The sequence below is a fragment of the Alphaproteobacteria bacterium genome (genome assembly GCA_018063245.1).
Classification (GTDB): domain Bacteria; phylum Pseudomonadota; class Alphaproteobacteria; order JAGPBS01; family JAGPBS01; genus JAGPBS01.
This window is the reverse complement of record JAGPBS010000027.1, coordinates 1-21,827: the sequence shown is the minus strand read 5'-3', so window position 1 is coordinate 21,827 and position 21,827 is coordinate 1. Positions and strand designations below refer to the sequence as shown.

The 21,827-nt window shown below is 40.9% G+C and carries 16 protein-coding genes; 10 read left to right on the top strand and 6 right to left on the bottom strand.

The features are described from left to right. The first annotated feature begins 84 nt into the window (after positions 1-84). The 4 genes from dnaE to KBF71_05150 all read left to right on the top strand — a co-directional run bounded on the left by dnaE (position 85) and on the right by KBF71_05150 (position 6,573). Complete coding sequence (gene dnaE, locus KBF71_05165; protein MBP9877708.1) at positions 85-3,546, top strand: DNA polymerase III subunit alpha; 3,462 nt, start codon at positions 85-87, stop codon at positions 3,544-3,546. Beyond that, the gene (locus KBF71_05160; GenBank protein ID MBP9877707.1) at positions 3,547-4,695 is read left to right on the top strand and encodes a DUF2066 domain-containing protein; all 1,149 of its coding nucleotides are present in this window, start codon (positions 3,547-3,549) and stop codon (positions 4,693-4,695) included. Between the two features lie 17 nt (positions 4,696-4,712). Continuing rightward, a complete protein-coding gene (locus KBF71_05155; protein MBP9877706.1) occupies positions 4,713-5,768 on the top strand; it encodes an AI-2E family transporter in 1,056 nt (351 codons plus the stop codon). Between the two features lie 184 nt (positions 5,769-5,952). Then, on the top strand, positions 5,953-6,573 hold the full coding sequence (locus KBF71_05150; GenBank protein ID MBP9877705.1) for a phosphoribosyltransferase: 621 nt from the start codon (positions 5,953-5,955) through the stop codon (positions 6,571-6,573). Here KBF71_05150 and KBF71_05145 read toward each other — a convergent pair. The 3 genes from KBF71_05145 to KBF71_05135 all read right to left on the bottom strand — a co-directional run bounded on the left by KBF71_05145 (position 6,570) and on the right by KBF71_05135 (position 12,467). After that, entirely contained in the window at positions 6,570-8,735 is a 2,166-nt protein-coding gene (locus KBF71_05145) for a sel1 repeat family protein (GenBank protein MBP9877704.1), read from the bottom strand. The two genes, KBF71_05150 and KBF71_05145, sit on opposite strands and share 4 nt — an antisense overlap. Positions 8,736-8,871: 136 nt before the next feature. Beyond that, positions 8,872-11,688 carry an excinuclease ABC subunit UvrA gene (gene uvrA, locus KBF71_05140; protein ID MBP9877703.1) on the bottom strand — a complete coding sequence of 939 codons (2,817 nt, stop codon included), beginning with the start codon at positions 11,686-11,688 and terminating at the stop codon, positions 8,872-8,874. A gap of 23 nt (positions 11,689-11,711) precedes the next feature. Beyond that, on the bottom strand, positions 11,712-12,467 hold the full coding sequence (locus KBF71_05135; protein MBP9877702.1) for a competence/damage-inducible protein A: 756 nt from the start codon (positions 12,465-12,467) through the stop codon (positions 11,712-11,714). A 121-nt stretch (positions 12,468-12,588) separates the two neighbouring features. Between KBF71_05135 and map the strand changes: the two genes are divergently transcribed. From map to clpX, 3 genes are all read left to right on the top strand, one after another. Continuing rightward, the gene (map, locus tag KBF71_05130; protein MBP9877701.1) at positions 12,589-13,383 is read left to right on the top strand and encodes a type I methionyl aminopeptidase; all 795 of its coding nucleotides are present in this window, start codon (positions 12,589-12,591) and stop codon (positions 13,381-13,383) included. A 10-nt stretch (positions 13,384-13,393) separates the two neighbouring features. Continuing rightward, entirely contained in the window at positions 13,394-14,134 is a 741-nt protein-coding gene (gene radC / locus KBF71_05125) for a DNA repair protein RadC (GenBank protein MBP9877700.1), read from the top strand. Positions 14,135-14,300: 166 nt separating this feature from the next. Continuing rightward, complete coding sequence (gene clpX, locus KBF71_05120) at positions 14,301-15,572, top strand: ATP-dependent Clp protease ATP-binding subunit ClpX (protein MBP9877699.1); 1,272 nt, start codon at positions 14,301-14,303, stop codon at positions 15,570-15,572. Between the two features lie 224 nt (positions 15,573-15,796). Here the strand turns inward: clpX and KBF71_05115 are convergent, their stop codons facing one another. From KBF71_05115 to KBF71_05105, 3 genes are read right to left on the bottom strand one after another with little or no spacing between them, the layout of a single operon-like run. Beyond that, entirely contained in the window at positions 15,797-16,987 is a 1,191-nt protein-coding gene (locus tag KBF71_05115; protein ID MBP9877698.1) for a sel1 repeat family protein, read from the bottom strand. Between the two features lie 26 nt (positions 16,988-17,013). Then, entirely contained in the window at positions 17,014-17,835 is an 822-nt protein-coding gene (locus KBF71_05110; protein MBP9877697.1) for a pyrroline-5-carboxylate reductase, read from the bottom strand. A gap of 16 nt (positions 17,836-17,851) precedes the next feature. Then, positions 17,852-18,571, bottom strand: coding sequence for a UMP kinase (locus KBF71_05105; GenBank protein MBP9877696.1), 720 nt, complete (start codon positions 18,569-18,571; stop codon positions 17,852-17,854). A gap of 137 nt (positions 18,572-18,708) precedes the next feature. Here KBF71_05105 and KBF71_05100 point away from each other — a divergent pair, with 137 nt between their 5' ends. From KBF71_05100 to hflX, 3 genes are all read left to right on the top strand, one after another. Beyond that, positions 18,709-19,893: an NAD(P)/FAD-dependent oxidoreductase gene (locus KBF71_05100; protein MBP9877695.1), complete on the top strand. Its 1,185-nt coding sequence runs from the start codon at positions 18,709-18,711 to the stop codon at positions 19,891-19,893. Positions 19,894-20,013: 120 nt separating this feature from the next. Beyond that, positions 20,014-20,250 carry an RNA chaperone Hfq gene (gene hfq / locus KBF71_05095; GenBank protein MBP9877694.1) on the top strand — a complete coding sequence of 79 codons (237 nt, stop codon included), beginning with the start codon at positions 20,014-20,016 and terminating at the stop codon, positions 20,248-20,250. 161 nt (positions 20,251-20,411) lie between these two features. After that, positions 20,412-21,662, top strand: coding sequence for a GTPase HflX (gene hflX, locus KBF71_05090; GenBank protein ID MBP9877693.1), 1,251 nt, complete (start codon positions 20,412-20,414; stop codon positions 21,660-21,662). Positions 21,663-21,827: the final 165 nt, after the last annotated feature.

Below are 21,827 nucleotides of genomic sequence, written 5' to 3'. Positions count from 1 at the left end.
ATTAATAGAGAAGTTTTGTTGAATTTTGTAACGGTATTGAGTAAGATCTGGGCATGCTTAAATAACTGAAGAAGAATTCTCCCTATGTCTGCTGAATCACTTTATATCCCTACCTTTATCCATTTGCGGAATTATTCTGTCTATTCTTTGTCAGAAGGAGCGATTAAAGTTTCGCAGTTAACCGCCTTTGCAAAAGCAAATAAGATGCCTGCCATTGCGCTCACGGATAGAAATAATATGTTTGGCGCTCTAGAGTTTTCTCTTAAAGCTGCTGGTGATGGTGTGCAGCCGATTATAGGTGTGACGCTGCATGTTTTGGATGATCTCGATATAAATTCGAGCGGCTCTAAAATGCGCGGAGAGATTGTGCTTCTCGCTCAAAATAAACAAGGCTATATGAATCTGTTGCAGATTGTGTCAGCTGCTTATTTAGAGGCTGATCCAGCAGAGGCGCCTTTAATGACACTCTCGGCTTTAAAGCCATTTGCAGAAGGCCTGATTGCTTTGACAGCTGGTGTAGATGGGTTGGTTGGGCAATATTTACTTGCAAACCAGAAAGACAAAGCTCTTGAAGCATTACTGTGGATGAAAGAATTATTCACAGACAGGCTCTATATTGAGATCTCTCGTCATGGTCTTGCCTCAGAAGAAGATACTGAACCTTTTTTTCTGAAAATGGCTTATGATCATCATATTCCGATTGTTGCAACGAATCATAATTACTTTCCCAAAGCTGATATGTATGAACCGCACGATGCCTTTCTTTGTATCTCACAAGGGAAGTACGTTTCACAATCAGATCGTCGGCGTATCACACAGGATCATTATTTAAAAACAGAAGCGGATATGGCCTCTCTTTTTGAAGATTTGCCAGAAGCGCTTGAAAATTCTGTTTTGATCGCAAGACGTTGTTCTTTTCTGCTCAAAGGAATTAATCCTCTTTTGCCTAAGTATCCAACAGAAGGGGGTATATCAGAAGCTGATGAGCTGAAGCGGCAATCTGAAGAAGGTCTTGCCAAAAGACTTGAGGTGAATGGGCTCGCTCCGGGCTTTACTGCTGAAGATTATATGAAAAGACTGCAATTTGAGCTTGATGTCATTGCTCAGATGCAATTCCCAGGATACTTTTTGATCGTCTCGGACTTTATCAAATGGACAAAATCTCAAGGCATTCCTGTAGGGCCTGGTAGGGGGTCAGGAGCTGGTTCTGTTGTCGCTTGGGCTTTGACCATTACCGATCTTGATCCTTTGCGCTTTGGTCTTCTGTTCGAGAGATTCTTGAACCCTGAAAGGGTCAGCATGCCTGACTTTGATATCGACTTTTGTCAGGAGCGTCGTGATGAAGTGATCACTTATGTTCAGCAAAGATATGGTCGTGATCGCGTTGCACAAATTATTACATTCGGAACGCTGCAAGCCAGAGCAGCCTTGCGAGATGTGGGGCGTGTTTTGCAAATTCCTTATGGGCAAGTTGATCGTATTTGTAAGCTTGTTCCAAATAATCCAGCCAATCCAGTAACGCTCGAAGAAGCTGTTGAGATGGAGCCTCAGCTCAGGAATGAGATTGTTGCTGATGAAACGGTTAAAAATCTTGTTGATACGGCGATTGCGCTTGAAGGGCTCTATCGTCATGCATCAACGCACGCAGCTGGTGTTGTGATTGGGGATAGGCCTCTCAATGAGCTTGTGCCCTTGTACCGTGATCCAAAGTCAGATATGCCTGTTACGCAGTTCAATATGAAATATGTTGAGCAAGCAGGGCTTGTGAAGTTTGACTTTTTGGGCCTCAAAACGCTTTCTGTTTTAAATGAAGCAGTGAGACTTTTAAAGCTGCGGGATATCGATTTGGATCTCCTAACAATACCGCTTGATGATGTGAAGACTTTTCAGCTTTTATCGCGGGGAGATGCAACAGGCGTGTTCCAGCTGGAATCGTCAGGCATGAGAGATGTGCTGAAAAAGCTAAAGCCTGTTCGGTTTGAAGAGATCATCGCGCTTGTTGCTCTTTATCGCCCTGGTCCGATGGATAATATTCCTAAATATATTGCCGTTAAAAATGGCAAGGAAGAACCAGACTATTTGCATCCTTCGTTAGAGCCAGTTCTGAAAGAAACATTCGGCATTATGATCTACCAAGAGCAAGTGATGGAGATTGCCAGAATTTTGGCTGGCTATTCTCTTGGTGCCGCTGATTTGCTTAGACGCGCGATGGGTAAAAAAATTAAAGAAGAGATGGATGCGCAGCGCAAAAGTTTTGTCGATGGATCTGTACAGAACAATGTGCCAGCCGAGCAAGCCGGTTTGATTTTTGATCAAGTTGCAAAATTTGCAGGCTATGGATTCAATAAATCCCATGCGGCAGCCTATGCTTTAATTGCTTACCAAACAGCCTATATGAAGGCAAATTACCCTGTTGAATTTATGGCAGCTTTGATGACTTTCGATCTGAATAATACAGATAAGCTCTCACTGTTTCGTCAGGAATTGCAGCGCTTAAATGTTCCTCTTTTCATGCCAGATGTTCAAAAATCTCTGCCGACTTTTGCTGTTGAGAAGATTGATGATCATTATGGAATTCGCTATGCGCTTGGTGCCATCAAAAGTGTGGGTGTCAGTGCAATGCAGGTTTTGGTAACGGATCGTGCAGAGAAGGGGCCATTTAAAGATGTGTTTGAATTTGTTGAGCGTTTTGATACAAAGGTTATCAATAAAAGAAATCTAGAACATTTAATTTGTGCAGGTGCTCTTGATTGCTTTGGAATTGAAAGAAGCACTCTATATGAGAATATTGAACGTCTCATCAGAATGGCGTCAACAGCTGCGAATGATAGATCAACTGGTCAGCATGGTCTCTTTGGTGATGAGATTTCAACACAATCAAGTCAGCAGCTTGTTGCAACGGCAAAGTGGGATAATTTAACTGAGCTACGACATGAGTTTGAAGCTGTTGGTTTCTATCTCTCCGCCCACCCTCTTGAAAATTATGCAAGTTTTCTTGCAAAAGAACGTGTCATATCTTATGTTACATTATTAGAAAAAGCTGGAACAACGGGATCAACTCGTTTTCATCTGGCAGGGATTATCACACAAAAGCAAATTCGTACCTCTAAGAAAGGGTCGCGCTTTGCTTTTATCCAACTATCGGATGCGACTGGCGTTTATGAAATTACCATGTTTTCAGAAATGTTGATGCAGACACGCGAGATTTTAGAGGTTGGAAAATCTGTTGTTGTGAGTGTTGATGCGAGTTTTGAAGGGGATGATGTTAGATTGATCTGTCAGGACATGAAGCTTTTAGATCAATTGATAGCAGAAAGAGGCAAGGGCATTGTTCTGGCTGTTGAGACTGTTAAGGCAGCTGAGCAATTGATTTCAATCTTGAAAAAGCAACCCGGTGGCGACGGAAAATGTGTTTTTCATTTTCAAATTGAGGTTGATGATGAAAATGAGGCTGACATTTTATGGAAAAGTGATATTATTTTAACGCCAGAGATGAAGCGTGATATCGGATCCTTACCAGGAATCCAGATTATGAAAGAGTTTTAAATGATACAGAAAGAGTGGATATTGATGCGTTCTTTAGTGAAAGTTGGGTTCATTTTCGCCCTTGGTAGTTTTTTATATAGTGCAAATGTATTGGCGGATTCATTTACAGTTGATTCTGTTCCTGTGGATGTTCAGGCTAAAAACTTGGCTGAGGCAAAAAAAATAGCAATGGAAAAAGGGCAAAGAGATGCCTTTTACACATTGATGCGCCGCCTGACTGAGAGTGATGATGTATCGTGGGTGAAATTGTCACAGACTGAAATCATGAATATGGTTGCAGATTTTTCTGTGATTTCAGAGCGCATGTCGAAGGTTCGTTATATTGCCAAATTATCGATTCGTTTTGATGATCATGAGGTTCTTGACTATTTAACAAGAGTTGGTAAAAAGAGTGAAATGTCAGCAGCAAATGATGCATCGGCAGCACCTGTTGATAGCAATTTATTGGTTTTACCGATTGAATTTATAGATGGATATTATGAGCTTTGGGGTGAAAAAACACCATGGGCTGATTCATGGGAGACTTATCCGACAGATCAATCGGCTTATGTTTTGCCTCATTTTGATGTTGATGATGTTTCATCAATATCAATCGAAGATGTTATGAATCAACAAAGAGTAGCGCTTTTATCCTTTGCCAAACGATATGAAAAATCACGTCTACTTGTTGCCAAATTGAAACGTGAGATGATGCCAAGTTCAGGCAATAAAGGCAGAATCATTGTAGATTTGACGCTCTATTCAACGGGGCAGGAGCCGCGGACGGCTCAAATTGAAAAGTTTGTTGATCCGACAACGATGGATCGTCAAGTCACTTATGCAGAACTGATCGCGCAAGTTTTGGGTATTGTTCATTCTGCTTCATCAGCTCAGCAAGAGGTCTCTTCAGATAATCTTCATGAATTACGCGTTAAGATTCCTGTTGAGGATTTTGAACAATGGCTTGCGATTAAAGATCGTCTTGATCAAGTGTCAGCGATTGATTCTCAGTCCATTCTTGCGATGAGTGGCGATATGATGCTTTTAGAGGTTGATTATAAAGGCTCATTTGAGCAATTTAAGACAAGTCTTTCTGAAAGAGGACTCGTTTTAACAGAAGAGTTGGATGAGGATTCAATTTCAGGTTGGGTGATTCGCGTTAGAGGCTAAGTGATAAAGAGGGTTAAATGATTCAAAATAAAAATCTTATTTTCTGGATGATGGTTGCTTTTGCCTTTTTAGGATTATTTTGGTTGTTGCAAGAAATGCTGGCTCCCTTTTTAACGGGTATGCTTGTTGCTTATTTGTTTAGTCCTTTGGTCACTAAACTTACGAAGAAGCAGTCATTGCGCTGGATACCGACCTCATTTGTTTTGATGTGTTTTGTCCTTTTGATTGGGTGTATTATTGTCTTTGTGATTCCTTATGTTTTGGTTCAGATTTATCAATATATGTCTGGGCTTGGAGACTACCTGAAGCAGGTTCAATCAGATATCTCGCAGTTAGGAGAACGCTTTTTATCTTTTGTTCCTCCTGAAAAACAGAAAGAAGTTCTACAGAATGCCACATCGCACATGGGGACTGTTCTGACATGGCTTGGCCAGGTGATGCAAGGAGCTTTATCGCGCTTGATTGCAACCGCAAGTTCATTGTCTTACCTTGTGATTACCCCGGTTGTGTCATTTTATTTGCTCAGAGATTGGCCAATCTTCCAGAAAAAGGTTAAGTCTCTCTTTCCCCGCAAAGAAGAGAAAACAATTACAACCTTGCTACGTCATATGGATGAAATGATTTCTGCCTTTATCCGTGGTCAATTGATGGTTGCTCTTTTCCTCGGTGTTTTTTATGCAACATCACTTGGCATTATTGGTCTTAACTTTGGTATTCTGATTGGTTTGATTAGTGGTGCTTTATCGATTATTCCCTATGTTGGAACGATTGTTGGTGTATGTGCAGCATTGATTGTTGCCTTTTTCCAGTATGATAGCTGGGGCATGATTGTGGGTGTTGGCGCTGTTTTCTTGATTGGTAATTTGATTGAGGGGAATTTCCTGACCCCAAAATTGGTTGGTGAAAAAGTGAATCTTCATCCTGTTTGGGTTTTGTTTGCCTTGCTTGCAGGACAAAATTTACTCGGCTTTACGGGGATTTTGATTGCTGTTCCAACAGCCGCGATTATAGGTGTTTTGGTTCGCTTCTTTTTGCTCGAGTATAAAAAGAGCTCCGTTTACGCGGATGGTTAGTCATGCATGAGGCAATTTAAGTAGTCGCCATGTGTGATAGTATGACCAATGTACACAATCGTCATCGCGAGCCGAACAAGGTGAGGCGTGGCGATCTGATCTTTCAAAGTTATGAGATTGCCACACTCGTTTCACTCGTTCGCAATGACGTGGAGTGTTGTTTGTTAACAAAAGAGAAAAAAACATGTTTAAAGATAGACTAGACGCAGGCAAGCAATTAACAACTGCTCTTCAGGCCTATCAGGATGCAAATCCTCTTGTTTTTGCTTTGCCTCGCGGCGGTGTGCCTGTTGCTTATCCAATTGCAAAGACTTTTCATGTGCCTCTTTATGTTTGGGTGGCACGAAAGATTGGTGCTCCTTTTAATCCAGAATATGGTGTGGGCGCTATTTCCCACGGTGTTGAAATCTTTGATGAAAGAGTTCTTTTGCAGCTTCATCTTTCACATGATGACCTGCAAGAGACCATTGTTCAAGAGACAATAGAAATGAATCGGAGATCGGCGCTCTATGGAATGAGCATCTCTCCTGATAAAATTCAAGGCAAAATTGTGATTGTGATTGATGATGGTATTGCAACGGGCATCACGGCAGAGGCAGCTCTGAAAAGTATTAAGCAGTTTGAGCCACAGAAACTCATTTTAGCTGTGCCGGTTGCGCCTAGTTCAACATTAAGGCATCTGAGAGCAAAGGTTGATGAAGTGATTTGCCTTGAAGCACATCAAAATTTTAAAGCGGTCGGTGAATTTTATCAAGATTTTTCACAGACAACAGATGCTGAAGTGCTCCGCTTGCTGACGAGCTAGACTAAAAATGTTTGGATTTTTTGCCTTTTCCCAGATTGAGTCACAATTGCTCTATGCTCTTCTGTGTGAAGCTGATCTAGAAGCGTTTGTGAGCATTCCTCAGGCCTTGGATATGTTCCAAGCGGTAAGAATAAATGGTCATCAGCCATGATATCCGAAGGTATTACACAGGTTGGTCTGGGAGTTGTATAAGTAACTTTAAATTCAGGCCATCCTGAGAATGGTGCTCTTATGGCTTGTGCAGGTGGTAGTGTTGTTACTTTGACTGGTGGTAGTGTTGTGACTTTAAGTTGGGCATCAATAATCCTTTGTGTTCGATTTAAAAACGATGATGGATCAAGCGTTTCTAATTTGATCAGAGCAGCAGAATGCTTTTGTTGGGAAGCCTTTTGATAGAATTCAATTGCTTTAGAGATATCGATAGGTGTCCTGGTGCCTTTTTCATGGCAAAGGCCAATTTGGAATAAAGCATCTGGATGATTTCTGTCTGCTGCTTTGAGGTAATAGGTTGAAATTTGATCAGGATTGACTCTTTCAATGAGTCCCTTATCTTCGAGCTCTCCCATTTTGTACAAGGCTGGAGGATATTCTTTTTCTGCAGCTTTTTGATAATAGCTTATGGACAGAGTTTGGTCTGTTTGTTCGTGAAATTCTCCCATTTTATAAAGAGCTGGAGCATATGAAGCCTCTGCTGCACGCGTTAGATGTGTAAAGGCTTTTGAGGTATCTTTTTGAGGACCGCCGATGCCTTCCAAGTAGTAGGTATAAAGCTTATAGTCCGCTGCTGCATGATTTTGCTCAGAGGCTTTAATGAAATTGAGAAAGGCATTTTCATGAGGGCTAGATGGTAGAGTGCCTACTTCATGTAAAATGCCCAATTTATAATAAGCCTGAGCGTGCTTTTTGGAAGCTGCAATTTGGTAGTGACAGATTGCTTTGATGATATCAACTGCTCCAACATAACCAAATTCAGCGAATTCACCTAAATTATATTCTGCCGGTCCATATCCATTTTTCGCAGCTCTTTGATAATAGATCAAGGCCAGTTTCAAATTAATCTCGTTTTTGTTGATGCCAAGTTGATGGACAACGCCAAGTTTATAAAGAGCGAGACTGTTATTTAATCCAGCTGCCTCTCCATAATGTTCAATGGCTTTCGGTAAGTCCGCTGGTCCTGCAATACCACATTCAGCATATTCACCTAATTTACAGATGGCTTCAGCAATTTTATACGAAGAAGCTATTGTGAAATAGGTCAAAGCTCTTTTTTTGTCAACCATTGTCCCAATGCCTTGATCGCAACAAAAACCAGCACGATAACATGCCTCGGCATGTCCCAGACGTGCTGCTTTTTCATAAGCTTTGAATGCCCTTGATACGTCTATTTTAGTGCCGATTGTATGTTCACAGAAAAAACCAACTTTGAAGAGAGCTTTTGCATTGTCTTGATCGGCGGCTTTTTGGTAATACATCATCGCATCACAATATCGTTTTGCTTCTTCATAAAAGGTGCCAAGGAGGTATTGCGCCTGAGGATTGTCTTGCTGACTGGCTCTTTCTAAATAATCTATCCCTTTTTTAGGATCAGCTCTGCATAGAGTGCCCTTCGACAAAGCTTTGCCTAGTTTATATTGGGCAGGAGCATAGTTTTGATCAGCAGCTTTTATGTAAGAGGTAAGAGCTCTTGACATCATTTCAGCAATTGAGAGTTTTTTTAGAAAGTATTGATTGTAGATGCCGAGTTGATAATTAACAATTGGGATTAAAGGCGAGTTAGGATAGTTTGAAAGTAAAGTTGTTAGGCTCTCATAAAATTCACTCACATTTCTTGTATGTTGATCATATTCTTCTCTGCTTGTTATACTTGTATTTATTTGACCTTTTGAGATTAGGTATCCTTGTGCTTTCAGAAAAATATCCCAGCCTTGCTTTTTGAATTCCTGAGGAAGAGCAGATACTTGTGATGGAGGGCAATAGATGATCACAAACCGACTAAAGAGCGTTTTGTTTGATGGCGTTAACAGAGAAAGAGGGATAGATGTAATGGTGCCATAATCTCGAATCACCACTTTGTCTTTCAAAGTTGCTTTATTACGGTAAATTGAAACATTAATAGCTGGTTCAGCTTGTGTATCTGCGTGAATAGGGGTGATAAGTGTCATAAAAATGCCTAAATGAAACGAATGATGAAAATAAAAATATTATAATGGCCCATATACTACCATTTATACTAAAAAAGGCAAGAGGAAAAATCGTATAAGGCATTGAAAAGAATGTTATATGCACGACTACACTCGATTAAAGATATCTTTTTAAGTAATGCCCTGTGTAGCTTTTACTTACTTTGGCAATCTCTTCTGGTGTTCCTGTTGCAACAATTTTACCACCTTGATCACCACCTTCAGGCCCGATATCGATGATGTGATCAGCTGTTTTAATAACATCGAGATTATGTTCGATCACCAAAACAGAATTTCCTTGGTCAACCAGATGATGCAGGACTTCTAGGAGTTTGCGAATATCTTCAAAATGCAGACCTGTTGTTGGCTCATCTAAGATATAAAGCGTTCGGCCTGTTGATCTTTTTGAGAGTTCTTTTGAGAGCTTGACTCTTTGCGCTTCTCCGCCAGAGAGCGTTGTTGCAGCCTGGCCAATTTTCATGTAATCAAGTCCAACTTTTGAGAGGGTATGTAATTTATCTCGAATCGATGGAATGGCTGTGAAAAAATCAAGGCCTTCTTCAACTGACATATCGAGGACATCTGCAATTGATTTGTCCTTGTATGTAATTTGAAGTGTTTCGCGGTTGAATCTCTTGCCTTTACATTGATCGCATGTGACGTAAACATCTGGCAAAAAGTGCATTTCGATCTTTAAAACGCCATCGCCCTCACAGGCCTCACATCTGCCACCTTTGATGTTGAAGGAAAAGCGGCCAGCTTTGTATCCTCTGGCTTTCGATTCAGGCAGGCCAGCAAAAAAATCACGAATCGGTGTAAAGGCCCCGATATAGGTTGCGGGGTTTGATCGGGGCGTTCTGCCAATTGGCGATTGATCAATATCGATGATTTTATCGATATATTCAATGCCTTCTATTTTGTCATGAGGGCCTGGAAGATCGTAGGCTCCATTCATTTGATGAGCAAGAGCCTTATAAATTGTTTCAATCACAAGCGATGATTTGCCGCCACCAGAAACACCTGTTACGCATGTAAAGGTTCCGAGCGGAATTGTGGCTGAAATGTTTTTGAGATTATTCGCCTTTGCGCCGATGACTTTGAGAGTCTGTCCTTTTTTGCCAGGACGTCTTTTTTTCGGGACAGCGATTTTCTTGCGACCAGATAGATAGGCAGCTGTGTCACTTTTTTCATTTTTCAGAACAACCTCTGGCGTTCCTTCTGCAACAATGTATCCACCATGTATACCTGCGCCAGGTCCCATATCAATCAGATAATCCGCCATGCGAATTGCATCTTCATCATGTTCAACCACAATGACTGTGTTGCCAAGATCTCTGAGGTTCTTGAGTGTTTCAAGCAGCCTGTCATTGTCGCGCTGATGAAGGCCGATTGACGGTTCATCCAGAACATAGAGCACACCAGTCAGACCTGATCCGATTTGTGAAGCAAGACGAATGCGTTGACTTTCTCCACCGGAGAGCGTTCCTGAGGTTCGATTTAACGTGAGATAGCTGAGGCCGACATTGTTTAAGAATGAGAGGCGATGGTTGATTTCTTTGAGAATCCGCGATGCAATATCTTGATGCTGTTTTGAGAGCTGGTCATTGAGTTTTTCAAACCATTCTGCAGCGGCTTTAATAGAAAAATCTGTGATTTCGGTGATATCTTTATTCAAAATTTTAACACAGAGCGCTTCAGGTTTGAGCCTTTTTCCTTTGCAACTTTCGCAAGGGTGAGAGGATTGAAATTTTTCAAAGTCATCTTTTTGTTTGCCTGGTTGTGCCTGTTGCCATCTGCGAGAAAGACTAGGAGTCACGCCTTCAAAGGGCTTTTCGCGTTCATAAAAATGAAAGCCATCTTCGTAACGCATCATCATTGTTTCAGTGCCTGAGCCCTGTAAAATGATTTGCTGCATCTTAGGTGACAAGTCTTTCCACTTTGTGTCGAGTGTAATTTTGTAATGTTTTGCGATCGACTCTAGAATTTGGATGTAGTAATTTGTTGTCGACTTTGCCCACGGCGCAATTGCTTCTGATAAAGGGAGCTCAGGGTCAGGGATTATGAGTCTTTCATCGAAATATTGCTTGATGCCAATACCATCACAGGTAGGACAGGCACCCTGTGGAGAGTTGAATGAGAAAAGCCTTGGCTCAATTTCATCTAGCGTAAAACCACTTTCAGGACATGAGAATTTTGCTGAAAAAATTTGTCTTTGTTTTGATGGATGGATATCAACATACAAAAGGCCATCGCTGATTTTAAGGGCTGTCTCAATTGAATCAGCAAGACGATGCCCTAATTCGGGTCCCACAACAAGTCTGTCAACAACCACATCGATCTTGTGTTTTTTGTTTTTATCAAGCGTTGGTGGCTCATCCAACTCGTAAGTTTCACCATCAATCACAACGCGGACAAATCCTTGTTTTTTGAGATCAGCCAATTCTTTGCGATATTCACCCTTGCGATCTCTGATCATCGGTGAGAGAAGCAGAATTTTTGTTCCTTCAGGATAAGCGGAAATGGCATCAACCATTTGACTCACGCTTTGAGCTGTAATCGGTTTTCCAGTTGCAGGTGAGTAGGGGATACCAATTCTTGCATAGAGTAATCGCAGATAATCGTAAATTTCAGTAACGGTTGCAACGGTTGAACGCGGATTTTTGGATGTTGTTTTTTGTTCAATGGAAATAGCTGGCGCGAGGCCTTCGATTGTATCAAAATCTGGTTTTTGCATCAGTTCTAAAAACTGGCGCGCATAGGCTGAAAGACTTTCAACATAGCGTCTTTGGCCTTCTGCATAAATGGTGTCGAAAGCGAGAGATGACTTGCCTGATCCACTAAGGCCAGTAATCACAATCAACTTGTCACGAGGAATTTTGACATTGATGTTTTTTAAATTGTGCTCGCGTGCACCGCGAATTGTGATAAATCCCATATGATTATTCTTTACATTCAAAATTATAAATAACGTGTTTTGTAGCCTTCGGCCATGAGTGTCTCAAAAAGTTCATGGCTGACATTTGTCAAGGAGTCAGGATTGGTTGAGCGTAAAACCAAATTTGTTCCGAGTTCTTCGCCTTGACGGAATGGATAGCTACCAATTTCCACATCCTCCTCATACTTGTTTTGAAGGCTCTCAAGCAATTTTGCAATAAGACTTTCACGACAAAAGCACTCAATGGTTTTTGATTGCATTTTTGGACCACGCTCAAGAAAACTGTCAGCGCTTTCAAGCATGACTTTCATTATATGCGGAATGCCTGCCATAACAAAGACATTTTTAATCTTAAAGCCTGGTGCAACTGATACTGAATTGCAAACAAGTTCAGCACCTTCAGGCATAGAGGCCATTTGAATGTGTCCACTATTGATTCTATCTTTGCCATAAGCATCTGTCATGGTTTGTAGCGCCTCTGCATTCACAACATTTTTAAGGCCAAAAGCGTAAGAAATTGAGGCTGCTGTAATATCATCGTGCGTGGGACCAATGCCACCTGTGGTGAAGACATACTTATATTTTGCTGAAAAATCACGCACAGCTTCTGCGATATAATCTCTATCATCAGGGATAACACGCGCTTCTATAACGCGAATGCCAAACTCTTCTAGGTGCTTAGAAATAGCTTGTAAATTTACATCTTGTGTTCGGCCTGATAAAATTTCATCACCGATAATTAAAACGCCTGCAGTCAGTCCTTTAAGGTTTATTTTCATGATACATAGCCTTGTTTTATGTCACTTAAAAGTAAAGATTTCTTTTGGTCATCATATGCGTTATATTGGAACGAATACAGGCAAACGTCAAGTCTTTCTATAATCATTTAAAGAGTTTATCATGAGTTACTACGAAAAGGTTATTCTGCATCCAAAAGAGCATTTTGAAAAAATGCATAAAGCTGGAAAATTAGCGGCTGAAACATTAGATTACATCACACCATTTGTTGTTGAAGGTGTTTCAACACTACATCTTGATACATTGATGGAAAAATTTATCAGAGATCATCAATCGGTTCCGGCTCCACTTGGTTATAAAGGATATCCCAAAGCAACCTGTATCTCATTGAATCATGTGATTTGTCATGGCATTCCGAGTGAAGAGAAGCTTTTACAAAATGGTGATATTTTAAATATCGACGTCAGCGTGATTTTAGATGGCTGGTACGGTGATACAAGTCGTATGTATTGGGTGGGTGAGCCATCTGTGAAAGCAAAAAAGCTTTGCGATGTCACTTATGAATGTTTGATGCGGGCAATTGATATTGTCAAGCCAGGCGCAACACTTGGTGATATTGGTCATGCGATTCAAAGCCATGCGGAACAGCATAGATACTCAGTTGTAAGAGATTTTTGTGGCCATGGTCTTGGTCAAGTTTTTCACACAGCGCCATCAGTTCTGCATTACGGAAAAGCAGGGACAGGACAAGTTCTGGAAGAAGGTATGTTTTTTACGATTGAACCAATGATCAATATAGGAAAGCCAGATATACGAATGCTCGCAGACGGCTGGACAGCTGTAACAAAAGACAAAACATTATCAGCGCAATTTGAGCATGCTTTAGGCGTGACCAAAGATGGATGTGAGATTTTCAGCCTCTCTTCAAAAGGCTATACTAAACCACCTTATGCATAGAAGGGTGTTCATGAGCCAAGAACAAGGAATTTTGCTGCCGGAACTCGATGATGGAAAAAGCATCTCTCAGGAGATAATTCCTCATTATTATGGGCATCGGGAAAGATTGCGTGAGAAGCTTTTCGATGGCGCAGGTAAAGGGCTTCAAGATTATGAATTGCTTGAGCTTTTACTCTTTTCCGCAATTCCTAGAAAAGATATAAAGCCTCTTGCAAAAGATTTGCTCGCGCATTATCACAATCTGCGCGGTGTTTTTTATGCTGAACCTTCACAATTGAAGGAAAAATTCAAGTTGTCAGATGCAGTTATTTCTCTGCTGAAAGTGTCTGTCGTGATTGTTGACAGGCTTGCCCGGCATCAGATATCTGAGCAAACAGTTATTGGCTCATGGCAAGAGCTTTTGCATTATTGCACTGTGACAATGGGTCATGAAAAAGTTGAGCAATTTCGGGTTTTGTTTTTGGATCAAAAAAATAAGTTGATTGCAGATGAGGTTCTCTCAAAAGGAACGGTCAATCAGACATCTGTTTATCCTAGAGAAGTGATGAAAAGAGCCATTGAGCTGAGTGCAATGTCCCTTATTTTAGTCCATAATCATCCGAGTGGTGATACAAAGCCAAGTCGGGCTGACATTGAAATGACAAAAGAAATTCAAAATGCCGGACGTGTTTTTGGCATCAAAATATTCGATCATATCATTATTTCAAGCACGTCTCATGCGAGTTTTCAAAATTTAGGTCTTCTGAATTAATTTTGTGATTTGTTGAAATAAAGCCTTTGCAGCTTTTTGTGAACATGATAAGCTTTTTAACATCTTGATAACCGATCTTGTGCCAGAATATACAGACTGAAGGTTGTTGATTATTGACTGGAAAAGAAACAAAAGTTTTAAAAATGCATGAACGAGTGGGGCTTATATGACGACAAAGTCAAAAGGTGAAACAAAAAATACATTATATTGCTCCTTCTGTGGCAAAAGCCAACATGAAGTGAGAAAGCTGATAGCTGGACCTACAGTTTTCATTTGCGATGAGTGTGTTGAGCTTTGCATGGATATTATCCGTGAAGAAGCTAAGACAAGCCTTGTCAAAGCAGATCACGGCGTGCCAACACCAAAAGAAATTATCAAAGTCCTTGATGACTATGTTATTGGACAAGAGCATGCAAAACGCGTTTTGTCTGTTGCTGTTCACAATCATTACAAAAGAATTGCTCATGGTAATAAAACAAACGATGTTGAATTATCAAAATCAAACATTCTGCTCATTGGGCCAACAGGTTGTGGTAAAACACTTCTAGCGCAAACACTTGCACGCATTTTAGACGTTCCATTTACGATGGCGGATGCGACCTCTTTAACAGAGGCAGGTTATGTTGGTGAAGACGTTGAAAATATTATTCTGAAACTTCTGCAGGCTGCTGATTACAATGTAGAGCGTGCACAGCGTGGTATTGTGTATATTGATGAGATTGATAAAATCAGCCGTAAATCTGATAACCCTTCTATCACCAGAGACGTTTCAGGTGAGGGCGTTCAGCAAGCTCTCTTGAAAATCATTGAGGGAACAACCGCCTCAGTTCCTCCTCAAGGTGGACGTAAGCATCCTCAGCAAGAATTCTTGCAAGTGGATACAACAAATATTCTCTTTATTTGTGGTGGTGCTTTCGCGGGTCTCGATAAAATTATTGCACAGCGTGGTAAAGGAACAGGCATTGGTTTCGGTGCGGACGTGAAGGATGAAGCTGAAAGAAGAACAGGCGATTTACTCAGAGAATTAGAGCCTGAAGATTTATTGAAATTTGGTTTGATTCCGGAATTTGTGGGTCGTTTGCCGGTTGTTGCCACACTTGCTGATCTTGATGAAAAAGCTTTGATTCAAATTTTGACAGAGCCGAAAAATGCGTTGGTTCGTCAATATCAAAAGCTTTTCGAGATGGAAGATGTCAAGTTAGAGTTTTCAAACGATGCGCTTCATGCGATTGCCAAGAAAGCTATTATCCGCAAAACAGGTGCCCGTGGTTTAAGATCGATCATGGAATCGATTTTACTGAATACAATGTTCGACTTGCCTGGTCTTACAACAGTTGATGAAGTTGTTGTGAATTCTGAAGTGGTTGAAGGTCGCGCTGACCCTCTTTACACCTATTCCTCAACAGGAAAAAAGGATAAAAAGGACGTTGCTGGGTAAGCAACTAGCTCTTTAGTTAGAACTGTCATTAATGCTTTTTCCGTCATTCAGAGTCGCCTCCTTAAGAGGCGACGTGGAATCTCTGTAGCATATCAATATAAACTGCACTTATTTGCTGTGTCTTGGAGATTCCACGTCACCCCTTGTGGGGGTGACTCTGAATGACGTTACTCAGAATTAAAAATTATAGTTGATACAATGAGTTGTCTGGTGAAGTTAGCGATCTATTCCTGTAACTGCAACTTCAATCTTTTTGAGGGTGATTCTTTTCCGCCATGAGTATGCTTTGGTTTTGGGTTTGGGTTTTCAAGAGCAGCAAGACGCTTTTTCATTTCTCTCATCTCTGTTGTTAAATAGTCAATTTGTCCTCTCATGGTAAAAATCATTTCAGACATTTCAGTTTTAGAAAGACCGTGTAAATCTTTTTTCTCTGCTGAGGAGGCAGATTGGTCTGATTCATTTACCTGATTATATGAGTGAGAGCTTGATTGCGGAAGCGCCCATTCGTAATCGTCATGGACTTGTACTGTTTTAAAACGGTCCAGTGCTTCTGCAGCTGGCTTATGGCCTCTGTTTAACGCTAAAGTAAAACATTCCTTTGCCTTAGCATAATCTCTTTCCGTGCCAAATCCATTGAAATAGCAATTGCCAAGTTCGTATTGAGCCACAATGTGTCCATTTTGGGAAGCAAGGTCGTAATAAAAGAAAGATTTTTCTGGCTTTCTTTTGGGGCCAAATTGATAGGCTTGAGCAACACAGAATTGAGCTTTTGCCATTCCTAGTCTTGCCGCTTGTTTGTAATAGTCGAGTGAAAGTTGATGATCTTCTTTTACACTGATTCCAAATTTATAGTAAGATCCAAGAGTGTATTGTGCTTCAGCAATATCATCTTTTGCTGCTTCTTTGTAATATTTCGTTGATTTTTTTGTCATTATGACATCATCCCATTTATCTTCATAAGCAATGGCTAAAAAATATTTTGCAGGAGCAAAATTATCAACACCATCAGCAAGAAGATGTAAACGCCGCATCGCTTCTTTTAAGTCTCTCTTTTTTCCATTTTTTTCGGCATCAGGCGTATCAATTGGGTAATCAGCCTCTGCCATCAAACAATCATGAGCCTCAAAAAAATCGGCCCATACTCTGTTCTCAGGGCGAAGCTTTTCTCTGTCTTCTTTCGGAAGGTAGATAACCTGTCTTTTGATCAGATCCATGTTAGAAGGCGTTATCTCGGCATTTTCTAGTGACAGTAAGGTTGAGTTTCTTTGAATAGAAAATTTTGAAGAATCTCCGATCTTGTAGCAATAAAACAAAAAGCCTGGATCTGGTGCTTCAAAACTGTATTCAGGTAGCCCTTGTTGATTCGCTGGATAGTCTTCTGGGCTGCTTCGGATATAATCGAGTATTTGTGACATGTCTCTCTCCTTACATAAAAATAAACTTAGGGTTTCGATAGTTCAATTGCGCGATTTTTTGTGGCAATGAGGGTTTGTAAAATTAAATCTGCAAGTCCTGTTTCTGGTTTGCAGAGAACAGAAAGGCCGGCTTCTGTTGTTCCTTTTGGGCTGGTGACATTCTGTCTTAGTGTGCCCGGGTCTTTGTCTGATTCTGTTAAAAGACAAGCAGCTCCTAAGATAGTTTGTTTGGCGAGCTGTTCTGATAGTTCCTGAGAAAGGCCAATTTTTGTTCCGGCAGAAATCATGCTTTCAGCCATCGCAAATATGAAGGCAGGGCCTGAGCCTGAAAGAGCCGTGACTGCTTCGAATTGCGATTCTTCATCAAGCCAAGCCAAGAGCCCAGATTTTTCATAGAGTGTTTCCATCTCTTTTTGATCTTGTGCAGTGCAATTTGCATTCATGAAGCCGCCAGTGGCGCCTTTACCGATCATCATAGGTAGGTTTGGCATAAAGCGTATGACTTTGATGGAAGCGCCAAGAACTTCTTGAAATCTTTGAATGGGAATGCCTGTCATGATTGACAGAAAGAGAGACTGTTGATAGGTACGGTATAAGGGTGCAACCTCCTCAAAGAGCTGCGGTTTTATTGCAAAAATAACGTAGTTTGGGCTTAAATCTGAGGGGAGATTCTCACGATTTGCGTAAAGAGAAATGCTATTGGATGCCGTTTTAAATTCATCCACGGATTGCATATGTGGATCAACAATGTGGATCTGATAGCGAAGGGTTTCAACTGCTAAAAAGGCGTGTACCATGGCTTTGCCCATATTTCCACAACCGACAAGAAGAATTGTTTTATGATCCATTTGCACCCGCCTGGAATTATTGAATGATTGTAAAGTCGCCTTGACCGCAAATCACATCAAGAAACGCATTTTCTTTGTGAATTGAGAAAATGACGACTGGAATGTCATTCTCACGCGCAAGTGAAACAGCTGAGGCATCCATGACTTTTAAATCTTGTGAGAGAACTTCCATGTAAGTGAGTTTTTGATATTTCTTTGCATCTGAATTTTTCTTTGGATCAGAACAGTAAACGCCATCAACATTGGTTGCTTTGAGTAAAGCGTCACATCCCATTTCAGAGGCTCTTAAAGCTGCTGCTGTATCTGTTGTAAAAAATGGATTTCCCGTGCCAGCTGCAAAAATAACAACGCTTCCGTGACCGATGTGGTGCATTGCTTTTCTGCGTACATAAGGCTCGCAGATTTGATCCATCGGAATGGCTGACATCACGTGAGTTTGGATATTCAAATGTTCCAGAGCAGATTGGAGAGCAAGAGCATTCATCACCGTTGCCAGCATGCCCATATAGTCAGCATGTGCGCGATCAATGCCCTTTGCTGCTGAGCTCACGCCGCGAAAGATATTACCTGCGCCAACGACAAGGCCAACCTCAACACCCATATCAAGAACTTTCTTTACCTCTTTCGAAATGGCTTCAATTTTATCTGAATCGATACCATATTGCTGTTTTCCAAGGAGTGATTCTCCAGAAATTTTAATCAGAACACGTTTATAAAGAGGCTTTGAAGTGGGCATGTATAAATTCCTTTTGTCACATAGATAATTCATATTCAATCTAATCGAAATATGGCCAATAATCAATGACTATTATCAGTTGTTGTAATCTGATTTGCTCTTGGTTATTGTAGACAGAATTAAATTGAGAATGACCGATGATTACAAAATTATACGATGTGATTATTTTAGGAGCGGGAGCAGCAGGACTTATGGCCGCTGTGGAAGCTGGCGCACGTGGAAAGCGCGTTCTGCTGATTGATCATAGTCAGACAATGGGTGAAAAGATTCGTATCTCGGGCGGTGGTAGATGTAACTTTACAAATCTCTATGCATCGCCTCAAAATTACATTTCAGAAAATCCGCACTTCATGAAATCAGCTTTGGCTAGCTATACGCAGCATGATTTTATTGCGTTAGTCGAGTCTTTCAAGATTGCTTATCATGAAAAAACATTGGGGCAGCTTTTCTGTGATGGATCCTCAAAGCAAATTATTGACATGCTCCGGACTCTTTGTGAGCAGCATCGGGTTGACATTCGCCTTGGCTGTCATGTTTCAGAGGTGACAAAGTCTGATCAATTTACGATCACAACAGAGCAGGGATCTTTTTGTGCGCAGTCGCTTATTGTTGCAACAGGGGGGCTTTCGATTCCCAAAATGGGTGCAACAGATTTTGGCTATCGTTTAGCAAAACAGTTTGATTTGAAAATTGTACAGCCTAGACCAGCTCTTGTTCCCCTCCTTGCGCATGAATCCATCAAGGAAAAATGCACAGCTTTAAGCGGCGTTTCAAACGCATCCATTGTCTCATATGGAAAAAGATCGTTTAAAGAAAACATTCTCTTTACGCACCGCGGTCTCAGTGGTCCTGCAATTTTGCAAATATCTTCTTATATCAAAGATTTTAAAGACTCAGAAGTTGTTATTAATCTTTTGCCTCATCTTGATCTCAAAAAAGAATTTGCGGCTCAGAAGCAATCAAAGCAGACGCTATCAACCTTTCTGAAAGTGCATTTAACCAATCGGTTTGTTGATCATCTTGATTTGGGTGAGGTTTCTCACAAAAGTCTCACAGACTTGAAGCTCGATTATTTAAACAAGCTTGCGGCTCATTTACACGCCTATCCTGTTTTGATTGATGGAAGTGAAGGCTATGCAAAGGCAGAAGTCACTGTTGGGGGCGTGAGTACAGATGAGCTCTCATCAAAAACAATGGCTGCTCATAAAGTCCCAAATCTTTACTTTATTGGAGAAGTCGTTGATGTCACAGGTTGGCTCGGAGGGTATAATTTCCAATGGGCTTGGTCATCTGGATTCCTTGCAGGGCGCCATTGCGCTTAAACTGATTATTTAATTTTAATTAATATGTTTTTTTAAATAAATTTATATTTTATATGGTATAATTTATTTAAGGTTATGGATAGCCTTACTATAAAAACAATTAAAAAGAAGGAATAAAAAATGTCAGATAAGCAACAGAACCTACAAGATATATTTTTAAACCATGTTCGTCGCGATAAGATGCAGGTAACGGTCTTTTTGGTGAATGGTGTTAAGTTACAAGGTGTGATTACCTGGTTTGATAATTTTTCAATGTTACTTCGCAGAGAAGGCCATGTTCAGCTTGTTTATAAGCACGCTGTTTCAACAGTTATGCCGCTTGATCCTGTGAATCTATTCCATGAGCATGAAGCTTAATATGAATAATCATTGTGCAGAGGACTTTTTCAGTGATACACTGCATTCACAAATCGTCTCTATTCTGAAAGTTTCTTATTGTGAATGAACCAAAAGTCCTCTTTAAAAAAGCACGTCGTGATGGCATTAAGGCCTATGTTTTAAATCCACATAATTTCGATATCGCGGGCCATAGATCTCCCGAGGAAAGACTGAGTGAGGCCGTTGGTCTTGCTAAAGCCATTTACGTGGATGTTGTTTTTTCAAGATCTGTTCAATTGCCTAAATTAAAGCCAAAGTATCTTTTTGGTCAGGGTATTGTTGATGAGGTGAAGGAAAAGCTCACTGAGCTTCCCGTTGAAGTTATCTTTGTCAATTATCATCTCTCGCCTGTTCAGCAGCGCAATCTTGAGGATGTCTGGAAAGTCAAAGTGATGGATAGAACGGGCCTGATCATTGAAATTTTTGGTGAACGCGCCGAAACACGAGAGGGTCGTTTGCAGGTTGAGCAAGCAGCTCTGACTTATCAACGCTCCCGCTTGGTGAGGGGTTGGACGCACCTTGAACGCCAAAGAGGCGGTATGAGTTTTATCGGTGGGCCTGGTGAAAAACAGATCGAGATGGATCGCCGGATCATTGATGATAAGATCCAAAAGATCAAAGCTGAGCTTAAAGAAGTGCAGAGGACAAGGGATATTCAGCGTAAAAATCGCGCCAGAACTCCCTATCCTGTTGTTGCTCTGATTGGCTATACGAATGCCGGAAAATCAACCTTGTTTAACAAGATTACGGGTGAGGAAGTCTTTGCAAAAGATTTGCTATTTGCAACCCTAGATCCAACAATGAGAGCCATTAAACTGCCATCAGGTCGTAAGATTATTTTCTCTGACACGGTTGGTTTTATTTCTGACTTGCCAACTCAGTTGGTGGCGGCTTTTAAATCGACTCTGGAAGAGGTTTTAAATGCAGATATTTTGCTGATTGTCTCGGATGTGGCTTCATCTGAATATCAGGCGCAATTTGATGATGTGATATCTGTTTTATCAGATCTGGGCGTCTCACAGGATGATCCACGCTTGCTGATGATCGGCAATAAAATTGATCTTTTCAGGGACAAAAGGGAAGAAGAGCAAGCAGAGCTTTTACTCACTTTCGCTCGAAACAAAACACTGGTCTCAGCGACGACAGGTGAGGGGCTTCAAACACTTCTCAATATGATTGATGATAAATTGAGTGCAGGCCTGACGCTTTATCAATTTGATGTGCCATTAACAGATGGTGCTTGTCTCGCTTGGCTTCATGAGCACTCGCAGATCGTATCGCGCTCGGATGATGATGAATTTGCGCATCTTTATGTGATGCTGGGCGAAAAATCGATTGGTGTTTTGAAGCAGAAGTTTGGCTATGATCTGTTGCCTGCTGTTGATGAGTGAAATATTTTTTCACATTTTCTGAAGAATAATGCGAAAAAAGACTTGCAAGTTTGTCGTCTTTCGATTAGTTTACTTTCTATCAGCTTTACATGCTGACTTTGGTATAGAAGCGCCCGTAGCTCAATTGGATAGAGCATCTGACTACGGATCAGAAGGTTAGGAGTT